We start from the raw sequence: 10,834 nt of genomic DNA, 5'->3' as shown, positions 1-10,834 counted from the left end.
CTTATCCCAGCGGTGAATCCATCCACAGGACAGGGGTTTCGAGCGCCCTCGGGTCAGCGCGGTCTGCCATAGTCGAACCTATGTTCGATGGTTCGTTGCCCGGGATCGGTGCAATGGCTGCGCTCACCGCGCGGTCATGCTGCACGACCGCCCCCCCGAAGTCGCCGCGCTGTTCGCGGCCGGAGTCATCCACGACCCACTCGTGCGCGCGATCGTGACCCGCACCGCCTTGATCACCGACCCGACGCTCATGGCCGCCGTCGACGCGGCCCTGGCCGAACACATCGCCACCTGGGGTCCGAAATCACAGAAGAAGACGATCGACGCCATCGACGAGATCCACGACCCCGCAGCGCTACGCCGACCAAAGACGCCCAACACGACCGCGATGTGCACTTCGCAGACCCACGCGAGGCGGCTCCAACGCCGGAGCCGACACCGGGAACCGAAGCCGAGCCGCGATCACCCTCCGAGCCCCAGCCGGAGGCGGCCGGCGCGGAATCAGCCTCGGCCCAACGTCGATCACCCTGCCCCGCCCAGGCTTTCGTGTCCGGGGCCGGCGTCACCAACGCCACCGTGCTCGCGGCCCTCCTCGCCCGCGCCAAGATCCGTTCGATCACACACCCCGGCGACGCCCCGCCCGAACCCCGCTACCGGCCCTCGAGAGCACTGCGGGAATTCGTGCGCTGTCGCGACGTGACCTGCCGCTTTCCATGCGGTTGACCCAGCTGTGACAAACCCGCCACCACCGCAGACGTCGACCACACCATCCCTGGCCGGCCGGACCCACGGGTGCATCGAAGGTGTGATTGCTCTGCCGTTTCGCCCCTGGTCATAAACAAAAGGGCAGGTAGAAGCCATGGCAAGGAATGGGGTGCTGTTTCAGACATGTGAGGTCACCAGCATGAGGTGGGTCGGTAGCCGCTCGGAACCTGCCGACACAGCGTGTCGTGACCGACTAACCTTGTGGGCATGCGATTCAGCCGCGTCACCGTCGATCCGGACATCATGGGGGGCATACCGTGCATCCGGGGCTTGCGTATCCCGGTGGCGACTGTGGTCGCGATGGTTGCTGACCAGATGACGCCGCCGGAGATTCTTGCCGAGCTTCCCGACCTTGAGGAAGAAGACGTCGCCGAGGCTCTGCGCTACGCGGCTGAGGCAGTACGGGAGCGAGAGTTGCCGCTGCGTCCGACCGCATGAAACTGTTGCTGGACGAGAATCTTTCGCCTACACTATCCAGATTTCTCATCGAGGACGGTCATGACGTCGTTCATGTTCGTGACCGTGGATTGGCAAGTGCGACCGATGATGTGGTCCTCGCGTTAGCTGCGGCCGAGGGGCGTGTATTGATCAGCGCAGATACGGATTTCGGCACCTTGCTGGCTCGGTCAGGTGCCAGCGAACCGTCGGTTGTGCTGATACGCCGCGCAGGCGGTCGACGTGCGTCCCTACAAGCCCGCCTGCTCATCGCCAACCTGCCTGTCGTGCAGGACGAGCTAGCCGAGGGTGCCGTCGTCGTGCTCGGCGAGAAGACGATACGCATCCGCCAGCTGCCGATCTAAGCGATCGAAAACGGGGTCGAGTTCCTCGCAGGGAGTAGATTTCCGACTTGCCAGCAACTCAGGCGCCCTGGCCGGGAGTCCACCTGGTGGCACTCGGCTAAGGTCGGGCAGCAATGCTGCCCGTCGCCGCCTTCGTTCCCGGCTACCGGTCAGCCTGCCGTCCACTGTGTACCCGCGGCGTCGAGTGTGCGCCTGCGGATTTGAGCGTGCATCCAGGGCGCGTCACGTCGGTGTGTCGTCGCCCCGGACGCACACTCGACGCCGACCAGCCGCAACTGCCGACCGTTGAGAGGGCAGCTTAACGACTTGTCACCAAGCTCAAATGCCTCTGCCGAAAATGCTGACGATTGGCTCAAGAACCCTCTCTACCCGATGGTGTCAGGGTCCTCGACCGGATCGCCGAACAGCGTGTTGACCTCGTCGCGGTTGACCTCGATGTCCTTGAGCAGCTCGCCCCGCGGGCCGTACAACGAGATGCGCACTGTCTTCCGTGGGTCGGCGTCGGGGTCGGCTGGACCCGTGACACCGGTGGGCTCCGGCGGTCCCGGTGGTTCACGCCGCAGTCGCTCCCGCGCCCACTTGACCGCCCCGGTCACGATCGCCGTGGCAGTGTCGCCGATCAGACCCGCGGCGGCGCTGACGGCGATGAAGACGGCGATGGTCTCGACGACGCCTAACCCGAAGCCGCCCCCAGGGCGGTAACTCAGCTCGGCCGTTACGCCCTCGGCGGCGAGGTAGGTGGGAAGCTCCTCGGCAACGGCCCGCTGCGGGGGACTCCCGTCGTGGATGGTGCCAATCACCTCGACGCGCACGGTGATCGGTGAGCGTGCGGTGTCGGCCGGATCGTCCGTCATGCGCGAATGTTATCGGTCCGGCTGACGCCGATGTCGCTTCGTGAAGAACGCTTCATCTTATCGAACCTGATACGCGTCAACGCGTCGCTTTCGAGGCGAGTTTGAAACTTCGCCCAGGTCTTGTCAACTCGCGCGAAGTCGCTGTCCATCCGGGCCCGCGTCTTTTCGATCGCGAGCAGCGCTATAGCGACGACCAGGTAGCTCTTCTGTTCCTCGGTGAGGCGCAAAGGCGAGACTCGTCGTAGACCCGCTGGGTCCTTCGTGACGAAGGCAACAGTAGTCGCTGCGAGGTGATCGCGAGGTTGTGGTCGTCGGTCATGGTCGTCTCTCTTGCTTGTCGGCGGTGAGTTGGCGGACGCTCCACAGCGTCCACCCACGCGGGGCGGCTGCCTTGCGGGCGGCGACAAGGGCGGCCCAGCGCTGGGGGCGAGTGCCGGTCCCGCCGAAGTGGTTGAGGCAGCACAGCCCGGGCGGGTAGGTCAGATTCCGCCACCAGTCGTGGTCGGCGTACTCGCCGTCAACGTCGCAACGGCGCTTCACGGGCGTCGCCGTTTGCTGTTGGTGAGGTCGAGTGCCTGCGTGAGGCGGTCGGCCAGCCTGCGATGCTCGCGCGGCCCCGCATAGAGCGGGTTGGGGCGAGTCTGTCCCATCGAGCCGGGGACGACGGGGCTTGATTCAGTCAGGGCGGCACTCATTTCGTCGATTTCGTCGAGGATTCGGGCCAGTTCGTGCACGATCTGGCGCTCTGTTGGCGACGGCTCGAACTCGCGGAAGATAGCCCGCCATAGGGCTCTACCTCAGCTTTTGAGGTTGGCGGGGCCCTTCGGGGTCATGTGGTGGTCTCCAAAAAAGGGTGCGAACGGGTTGTGCGAAAAGAATTTGGCACAGGTTGTCCGGCCGTTGTGCGGCACAGACTTTCGCACCCCCTACCTGCGGCACCCGGGGCGCCGGGCAGTCGGGTCAAAAGAAAGCCGCCGCTGTGAAATTCGTCGGCTCGTCGCTCTAGGAATCGGTCCGCGGGCCAGGGGGCCGACGCTTCGCTTCAAGATCGGTACCTCCCGCTCCCTGACGCTCAGAGACTTGGGGAGCGACCGACTACCGAGGCAATCACTCCATCGCAATCGCCGCCACATCGAGCGGTCCATCGTGGAGAATGATACGCCGTGACGGACCCACGCTGCACGACACTCAACCACGGCGATGTTGAGGGCGCCAGAATGATCGATACCGAGCGTGCTCTGCGGCTGATTCTGGCGCGTCTGGAAGAGGATCACCACGCCGCTAGTCTCCTCATGGAGCAGATCGGTGAGTGCGACGCCTGTATCGGCGGACTTATCTCATACCTTCTCGCCTTCTGCTCGGACATCATGTACGAACTCGAGAGTTCACAGGACGACCTCGCGATTGACCGGGTCGAACAACAACTAGCGGACGTTCTAGAGGACATGCGGACTCACCGCTGAGGGCTGGCCTCTCGGCGGTTCAAGAGCCGCGGCCCGACGCTGCGGAGCGAACTCGGTGCCTAGTCCTCTCCAACCGTCCGTTCTCTCGCGCTTACCGCACGAAGTACAATTCGCGGCGTGGGGAGACGTGGATTCTTTGCCGAATTGCACCATCAACAGCGTTTAGCTGAGCAACGCCAGCGGCGGCAACATAACACGGCGGTTCAGGCGCACAACCGTGCAGTTCGGGAGTCCATTCGGGCGCAGCGTGAATATGAGCGAGCGGTTGCACAGGCGGAGCGCGCGTCCGCACTCGAGCAAGCACTGGCTGAACGCGCCGCGAGAGAGGCTCATGTCCGTGCGCAGAAAGCGTTGGCTGAGTCGCAGACCGCACAGGCAGTCGAAGCGTTCGAGCAGATCGATTCTCTGCTGGCCGCAACACTGGAGGTCGATGACTATGTGGACATCGACTCGCTAAAACAGACGGTCCAACACCCACCCTTTCCGCGCGAGGACTTGAAAACACCCCTACCGGAGCCCGTCCTAGAACCACCGCCCTCGGAGCCGCAGTTTATCGCGCCAGCGGCGCCCACAGGGATATCGAAGCTTTTAAACAAGCAAAAGCATGCCGAGGCGCACGCCAAGGCGCATTCGGAGTGGGTTACTCGCCACGAACGGTGGGCCCACCACGTCAAGCATCTGCTGCCTGCCAGGAATGCGAACTTGCTTGAGGATCACACTGCGGCAAAGCAGGAAAGGGCTGAACTTCTGGCTAAGGCAATGGAAGAGTACCGAAGTGACTGTGCGAGGCGCGAACGTGATGTTGCGGAGGCCAACGAGAGGCTTGAGAACCTCAAGATGTCGCTGGCCGCAGGTGATGCGGAAGCCATCAACGAGTACGTCGGAATTGTTTTAGGGAACTCGGTGTATCCCGAGGCATTTGAGGTCGACTATGAGTTCGAGTTTGATGCGAACCTTGGCGAGCTGACCATAACCACAATTGTTCCGCCTCCGTCAACCATGCCCAACATCAAAGGTTATAAGTACGTCGCCAAGACTGACGAGATCCGCGAAACACCCTGCACTCAAAAGGAGCAACGAGATCGCTATAACGGTGCAGTGGCGGCTGTGGCCATCCGAACATTCCACGAGGTGTTCGAAAGCGATCGTGACGGGCGTATACAGAGCATTTCATTGATGGTTCAGACGGAGACCGTCAACCCAGCAACCGGATTGCACGAATCATTTCCACTTGTCGGCGCTGCGGCTGATCGTCAAGAGTTCTCTCGGTATGAGCTGCGCAATGTCGACCCTATACAGACGTTGAATCATATGCGAGGTGTCGTGTCGAAGAACGCATTCGCGTTGCAACCGATCAGCACCGCGCGAGGAATCCGCTGATGACCCAAGCCAACCACTCAAGCGCCCGAATTGCAGAGCTTGCGCGTGAGAACGAGCTGTTGCGAGAGCGATACGAGGATGCTCTCGCTGAGATCGACCTATTGAAGCGGGATGTCGAGGCGCTGCACGACGTTGGCATCTACTACTACCGGCATCCACTGGACAACGCGATTGCCTACCAGGATGCGTTGGAAGCAATCAAGGCGCAGGTCAGGGCGTACGTAGCCGAAGGACGCGCGATCGAATCGTCCACGCGGTTCACGTTTGACAACTCATTGGCAAAAGGTCGCAAGATGACCGCTGAACTCGCCAAGCTCATGCTGCGCGCATATAACGCCGAGGCCGAAAATTGTGTGCGCTCCGTCAAGGCTGGCAATCTCCCGTCCGCCGAGAAGCGCCTCGGAGCAGCCGCAAAGTCGATCGCGCGTTACTCCTCAATGATGGAAATGCACATCAACCCCGACTATCACGACCTACGCCTACGTGAACTCGAGCTGACCGCAGATTACCAGATGAAGGTGCAGGAGGAACGGGAAGCGGCTCGTGAGGAACGGGCGCGGCTCCGAGAAGAGCAGCAGGCAGAACGAGAATTGCGCGCTGAACGAGACCGCCTCGAGAAGGAACGCGCCCATTATGCGAACGTGCTGGAAGCGTTGTCGGGCGCCGGAAGCGACCAAGAGCGGAGGGATCTGGAAGGCAAAATCGATGAGATAGACCGACGTATTGCCGAGAATGATTACCGCGCTGCGAACATTCGTGCGGGCTATGTCTATGTCATCAGCAACGTCGGTTCTTTTGGACCGGGTATTGTGAAGATCGGACTCACCAGGCGCCTAGAGCCTATGGACCGGGTTCGCGAACTAGGTGACGCGTCAGTACCCTTCGGCTTCGATGTACACGCGTTGTTTTTCTCAGACGATGCAGTTGGCGTTGAAGCGGAGCTGCACCGCCGCTTCGCCCACACCCGGGTCAACAGAGTCAACCTGAGACGCGAGTATTTCTATGCCACACCAGCCGAGGTTAAACTAGCGCTCATCGAGATCGCAGGCAACCTACTCGAGTTTGCGGAACACGCTGAGGCTGAGCAGTATCGCGCCAGTGAGCTAATGCGGAGGGCCGAACAGAGGCCAGGTGGTTACGGCATTGGCGGCGTCGGAGTAGGCCTGCCGGATGGCAGCATCGCTGTGGAGGGCGCCCGGCGCTGAGTCGGTGGGGCAGGTTGCGAATCGTGATGCTGCGGCGGAAACCTTCCCCGTTCCGCACCTGGGATAGGTCGGGCACCGTGTCGGCAACGCGGTCGACGAAGCGGTCGAGTTCCGCGGGTAGGTGACGGCTGTCGGAGATGGCGCGCGATGTCGTTGCCGGTCATGGGGAAGCTCCAAGGGGAATGGCCGTTGCCGCGCGGGCAAAACGTCCCGTTGAGGACGCTGGCACTATTGCCCGGCGGCAAGGCCACACCACATCATTTGAAAGGATGGGCCAGCGCCACCATGGAGAAACGACTGGCCCCCCGCCGATCCGGTGATCAGGACTTCGGACATAGCGACGGAATGGTTGCAGGGTCATCGGTGGGATCTGATGCTGTAGCGCAGCGTGAGGCTGGTGCCGGGGTAGATGGTGTTGGTGTCGTTGAGGGCTTGGCAGAGTTCGTCGATCGCGGCGGTGTGGCGGGGCGCGGGTAGTGGGTCGCGGCGGATGTGCAGGGTGTTGGTGGCGGTGTCGGGGATGATGTCGCCGGAGCGGGCGAGGGCGGTGCGGATTTGGGTGTGGGCTTCGTCGTCGGCGCGGGTGTAGCCGGTGCCGGTGAGGATCGCCCGCGCTAGCGATCGCATGGTGTTGAACGCGGCGACGCGGATGGCGTGGTGGATCAGTTTGGTCTCGGTGTCCAGCACCTGTTGGCCGGGGTGGACCTGGGCGAGCGGCAACCGGGCCGGGATCACCTGGTGGGCGGTCAGCGCCGCCTCGAGGGTGGCGTGGGCGGTGTGGGTGTCGGTGTTGATGGTGTTGATCATCGCGTTGATCAACACTATCGAGGTTCCGGGTTGCGGCGAGTGGGCGGACAGCAGCGCGGTATCGCTAGCGTTCTCGGCGGAACGCAGTGCGCGGCGGGCCTTTTCGACATCGCGGTAGGCGAGCTTCTTGGCCGGGTTGGGCACCATCCGGTCCGCGTCGTCGTCGGTGGCTGTGGCGTGGGAGTCGAGGTCGAAGTGCATGCGGGCATAGCGGTAGTGATTCTCCTGGCGCCAGCGCGATCCCATCCGGTAGCGGATCTCACCCGGCGTCAGGTCGCGCCGCGTGGTCAGGATGTGCATCTGGCGGGTTCGAGCGGTGTTGTACAGGCTGATCTGGCGCATCGCGAACGTTTCGCCCTGGCGTGGCCCGTCGGTGATGTCCAACTCGACCTCGGTGTCGCGATTGGCTGAGGACTTCTGGACCGCACCCACCGGACAGACCTACACGACCCACCCCGGCAGCGCCGTGCTGTTCCCGACCCTGTGCACCCCCACACCGCAGGCGCCACGGCGACCCGCCGAGATCGAAGACACCGACCGCGGCCTCACAATGCCCACCCGCCGCCGCACCCGTGCCGAAGACCGCCAACGCCGCATCAACGCCGAACGCAAACTCAACGACGACTTCGTCGCCGAACGAAACAAACCGCCCCCGTTCTGACGCGGGGGGTCACTCGGAGAGTTGGAACTCCACCATCGCCGTGACAGTATCGACGGCATCACTCAACGCGGCCAACCGCGCCGACACCGAGGGCGCCGACAGCACGGCATACTTGTCGGCCTGCCCCATCGGCACGCGGGCCGCCAAACCGTACAAGCGCTTCACGACGTCGGACTCCTCGGGCCCCAGCACCGCCGAGCGGCCGCCGAACCGAGAACCCCGTGCGGCGGCGATCCTTTCGTACAACGCGACGATGCGGTCTTCTACGTCGAGCACCGCCGCCGAGTCGATCGATCCCGGTTCGTCTTCCCACACCTCGATATCCGCCCGTGGATACGGCGCATCATCCAGCCACTGCGTCACCCGGATTCGTTCGCCCATCACACATCTGAGGCCGAACCGTCCCCTGCCCAGGTCGGCGTGTTCGACGATCCGGGCGAGCGCCCCCACGTCGCTGCGGCGGTCACCGCCACCGACCTCACGGCCCGCCTCGATGAGCACCACACCGAACACCGGATCGACCATCGCAAGGCAGTCCTGGACCAGCCCGACATACCGCGGCTCGAAGATCCGCAGGGGCAGCTCCTCACCGGGCAGCATCGTCGCCTCGAGCGGGAACATCGGTGTCACGGTCATCGGCTCACGGTCATCGGATCAATTGAAGCCGCCCCCGACGACTACGTCGGAGACGAGCGTCGCCGGGTCGGCGAACGTGCACATCGCGCTGACCATCGTGATCCACAGGTCCGGGCTGAGCGCGATGAGTTCGTTCTGTTCGCCGATCGCCTCGATCACCTGGCGCTGTGTCGCCGGGTCCATCCCGACGTAGTCGCCGCAGGTGGTGGCCGCCAGACCGGCCGGCGGCGCGCCGGGCTGCGGCGCGCGCGTCGTCGGATCGGGTGCCCGGGCCCTGGTCGTCGGCGACGGACTGGGCTCGGTGGTCATCCCGGTGTGGTCGGGATCGGCCATCGGCGTCCCCGTCGTCACATTGCTACAGCCGGCGGCCGTGAGCGCACCGACCACGCAAGCCGTCAGCACCCATCGCCGCGCCGTCATCCGCCCAGCCTATAGCTGCAGTTCGGCGACCAGGGCGTCAACGACCGTACGCAGGTCACCGTCATTCTCCTCGGCGACCCGGCGCTGCCGCTGGTAACTGGCCCCACGGTGGTAGATGTCGGCGACCCCGGCGAGCTCGTCGGCGCAGTCCAGCGATTGCGCCACCGGCTGCAACCGGGTCAGCAGGTCGTCGAGATCCTCGGTGACCAACCGCTCGTTGCTGTCGGCGTCGAGGATGATCTCGGCGTCGAGCCCGTAGCGCGCGGCCCGCCACTTGTTCTCCTGCACGTGCCAGGGCGGCATGACCGGCAACTGCTCGCCGGCATCGAGCCGGCGGTCGAGGTCGACGACCAGGCAGTGGGTCAAGGCGACCAGGGAACCGAGTTCGGCGATGTTGGACACCCCGTCGAAGACGCGGATCTCCACGGTTCCCAGGTGCGGCGAGGGCCGGATGTCCCACCGGATCTCGTTCATGTGGTCGATGATCCCGGTCTTCTTCTGATCGTGGACGAAGCGTTCGAACTCCGGCCACGACCGGAACTGGAACGGCAGACCCGCGGTCGGCAACTGCTGGAACATCATCGCCCGGTTGCTGGCGTATCCGGTGTCCGAGCCGGCCCAGTACGGCGAGGACGCCGACAGCGCCAGCAGGTGCGGGTACTGGTTGAGCAGCGAAGAGATGATCGGCATGACCTTGTGCGCCGACGACACCCCGACGTGCACGTGCACCCCCCAGATCAGCATCTGCCTGCCCCACCACTGCGTGCGCTTGATCAGCTCCGCGTAGCGCGGTGCGTCGGTCAGCTGCTGTGTCGACCAGTTGCCGAACGGGTGTGTGCCGGCACAGAACAACTCCATGCCGCGGTCCCGCACGATCCGCCGGACGGTCTGCAGGGTGTCGCGCAGATCGGCCATCGCCTCACCGGAGTTCTCACAGATTCCGGTGACCACCTCGACGGTGTTGCGCAGCAGCTCCTTGTGCACATGCGGGGTGTCGCCGATCTCGGCGATGACGACGGCCGCCTCGTTGCTCAGGTCACGGGTGTGGGCGTCGACGAGCGCGAACTCCCATTCGACGCCGACGGTGGGCCGGGGTGACCCGGCGAAGTCGATGCGACTACTCGGTGGGACGGATGACACCGCACGCCACCCGCCCACCGGCGTCACCGGTGGCCATGGTCGTCTGGTCCGGGCCCGGGGTTCCGTTGACCTGGTTGTAGCGCTCCGGCGGGATGTTGGCGAAGTTGTCGGCCTTCTCGTGGATGATGATCGCGGTGCCCTCACCCGAGGTGAGGTCCTCGGCGGTGAACGAGTCGGTGGTGGTCACGACCATCGCCGAACCGTCCTCGCGGACCTGCAGTGAGGTGAGGTCACCGCTGGCCGGAGGCCCGCTCTTCCCCTCGGTCTGGAAGTGCCCGCCCGCGGAGTTGAAGTCGCCCGGCGCGCCCCCGCTGGGAGCAACGGAGTTGGGCTCACACTTGCCGACCTCGTGGACGTGCATCCCGTGGAACCCGGGTTGGAGCTGGCCCGAAGCGACCGTCTGGACGGTGACGGTGGCGTAGCCGCCGCTGAAGTCGAACTCCGCGGTCGCCACGGTGGTGCCGTCGGGGTTCTTGAGTTCGGCGGTCAGCTTCTGGCCGCCCTCGCCGCGGCCTCCCGAGCCGCTTGCGCCCGCGTCCCCTTCGCCGGGAGGCGCCGACGGCGACGGTGAACCGGTCCACACCGACGGCGTGGTGCCCGGCTCGCTGGACACCGGCTCATTGGGGGTGCAGGCGCTCAGTACGAGCGCGGGAACGGCGAGCACGGCGGCGACGGCGGCGGATGTGAGACCGGACTTGAGCAT

16 protein-coding genes and 1 pseudogene are annotated in these 10,834 nt (G+C 64.4%); 7 read left to right on the top strand and 10 right to left on the bottom strand.

The window, feature by feature from the left end:
• Window positions 1–16 precede the first annotated feature (16 nt).
• The gene (locus G6N07_RS20025; protein WP_372507542.1) at window positions 17–700 is read left to right on the top strand and encodes a DUF222 domain-containing protein; all 684 of its coding nucleotides are present in this window, start codon (window positions 17–19) and stop codon (window positions 698–700) included.
• A gap of 235 nt (window positions 701–935) precedes the next feature.
• On the opposite strand, the pseudogene G6N07_RS20020 reads toward G6N07_RS20025, so the two are convergent.
• Window positions 936–1,097, bottom strand: a pseudogene (locus tag G6N07_RS20020) (hypothetical protein); the annotation flags it as partial.
• Here G6N07_RS20020 and G6N07_RS01370 point away from each other — a divergent pair.
• Entirely contained in the window at window positions 1,018–1,203 is a 186-nt protein-coding gene (locus tag G6N07_RS01370; RefSeq protein WP_232062683.1) for a DUF433 domain-containing protein, read from the top strand. The pseudogene G6N07_RS20020 and the gene G6N07_RS01370 sit on opposite strands and share 80 nt — an antisense overlap.
• Complete coding sequence (locus G6N07_RS01365; protein ID WP_085189587.1) at window positions 1,200–1,565, top strand: DUF5615 family PIN-like protein; 366 nt, start codon at window positions 1,200–1,202, stop codon at window positions 1,563–1,565. Before G6N07_RS01370 ends, G6N07_RS01365 begins: the two co-directional genes overlap by 4 nt.
• 365 nt (window positions 1,566–1,930) lie before the next feature.
• On the opposite strand, the gene G6N07_RS01360 is transcribed toward G6N07_RS01365, so the two are convergent.
• The 4 genes from G6N07_RS01360 to G6N07_RS01345 form a co-directional block, all read right to left on the bottom strand.
• Entirely contained in the window at window positions 1,931–2,419 is a 489-nt protein-coding gene (locus G6N07_RS01360; RefSeq protein WP_085189585.1) for a hypothetical protein, read from the bottom strand.
• On the bottom strand, window positions 2,416–2,646 hold the full coding sequence (locus G6N07_RS01355) for a hypothetical protein (protein ID WP_085189583.1): 231 nt from the start codon (window positions 2,644–2,646) through the stop codon (window positions 2,416–2,418). Before G6N07_RS01355 ends, G6N07_RS01360 begins: the two co-directional genes overlap by 4 nt.
• A gap of 88 nt (window positions 2,647–2,734) precedes the next feature.
• A complete protein-coding gene (locus tag G6N07_RS01350; RefSeq protein ID WP_133055524.1) occupies window positions 2,735–2,959 on the bottom strand; it encodes a hypothetical protein in 225 nt (74 codons plus the stop codon).
• Window positions 2,956–3,153: a hypothetical protein gene (locus G6N07_RS01345; protein ID WP_085189581.1), complete on the bottom strand. Its 198-nt coding sequence runs from the start codon at window positions 3,151–3,153 to the stop codon at window positions 2,956–2,958. The genes G6N07_RS01350 and G6N07_RS01345 overlap by 4 nt, the downstream gene beginning before the upstream one ends.
• 429 nt (window positions 3,154–3,582) lie before the next feature.
• On the opposite strand from G6N07_RS01345, the gene G6N07_RS01340 reads away from it, so the two are divergent.
• The 3 genes from G6N07_RS01340 (at window position 3,583) to G6N07_RS01330 (ending at window position 6,467) form a co-directional block, all read left to right on the top strand.
• Window positions 3,583–3,882, top strand: a complete 300-nt coding sequence (locus G6N07_RS01340; protein ID WP_085189580.1) for a hypothetical protein — start codon at window positions 3,583–3,585, stop codon at window positions 3,880–3,882.
• A 117-nt stretch (window positions 3,883–3,999) separates the two neighbouring features.
• Window positions 4,000–5,262, top strand: a complete 1,263-nt coding sequence (locus tag G6N07_RS01335) for a hypothetical protein (RefSeq protein WP_133055523.1) — start codon at window positions 4,000–4,002, stop codon at window positions 5,260–5,262.
• Complete coding sequence (locus G6N07_RS01330) at window positions 5,262–6,467, top strand: SNIPE associated domain-containing protein (RefSeq protein WP_085189576.1); 1,206 nt, start codon at window positions 5,262–5,264, stop codon at window positions 6,465–6,467. The genes G6N07_RS01335 and G6N07_RS01330 overlap by 1 nt, the downstream gene beginning before the upstream one ends.
• Window positions 6,468–6,824: 357 nt before the next feature.
• Here G6N07_RS01330 and G6N07_RS01325 read toward each other — a convergent pair whose 3' ends face one another.
• Window positions 6,825–7,706, bottom strand: a complete 882-nt coding sequence (locus G6N07_RS01325) for a putative transposase (RefSeq protein WP_163784037.1) — start codon at window positions 7,704–7,706, stop codon at window positions 6,825–6,827.
• On the opposite strand from G6N07_RS01325, the gene G6N07_RS01320 reads away from it, so the two are divergent.
• On the top strand, window positions 7,678–7,935 hold the full coding sequence (locus G6N07_RS01320; protein ID WP_197913002.1) for a hypothetical protein: 258 nt from the start codon (window positions 7,678–7,680) through the stop codon (window positions 7,933–7,935). The genes G6N07_RS01325 and G6N07_RS01320 overlap by 29 nt on opposite strands.
• 9 nt (window positions 7,936–7,944) lie before the next feature.
• Here G6N07_RS01320 and G6N07_RS01315 read toward each other — a convergent pair whose 3' ends face one another.
• The 4 genes from G6N07_RS01315 to sodC are packed head-to-tail and all read right to left on the bottom strand — an operon-like array spanning window position 7,945 to window position 10,834.
• Window positions 7,945–8,571 carry an LON peptidase substrate-binding domain-containing protein gene (locus G6N07_RS01315; RefSeq protein ID WP_165756751.1) on the bottom strand — a complete coding sequence of 209 codons (627 nt, stop codon included), beginning with the start codon at window positions 8,569–8,571 and terminating at the stop codon, window positions 7,945–7,947.
• 18 nt (window positions 8,572–8,589) lie between these two features.
• Entirely contained in the window at window positions 8,590–8,991 is a 402-nt protein-coding gene (locus G6N07_RS01310) for a hypothetical protein (protein ID WP_235849660.1), read from the bottom strand.
• 9 nt (window positions 8,992–9,000) lie between these two features.
• Window positions 9,001–10,131 carry a glutamate--cysteine ligase gene (locus tag G6N07_RS01305; protein WP_085189677.1) on the bottom strand — a complete coding sequence of 377 codons (1,131 nt, stop codon included), beginning with the start codon at window positions 10,129–10,131 and terminating at the stop codon, window positions 9,001–9,003.
• Window positions 10,109–10,834: a superoxide dismutase[Cu-Zn] gene (sodC, locus tag G6N07_RS01300; RefSeq protein WP_165756750.1), complete on the bottom strand. Its 726-nt coding sequence runs from the start codon at window positions 10,832–10,834 to the stop codon at window positions 10,109–10,111. The genes G6N07_RS01305 and sodC overlap by 23 nt, the downstream gene beginning before the upstream one ends.

Source organism: Mycolicibacterium doricum, from assembly GCF_010728155.1.
In the GTDB taxonomy this organism is placed as follows: domain Bacteria; phylum Actinomycetota; class Actinomycetes; order Mycobacteriales; family Mycobacteriaceae; genus Mycobacterium; species Mycobacterium doricum.
This window is presented reverse-complemented; position numbering and strand designations above follow the sequence as displayed.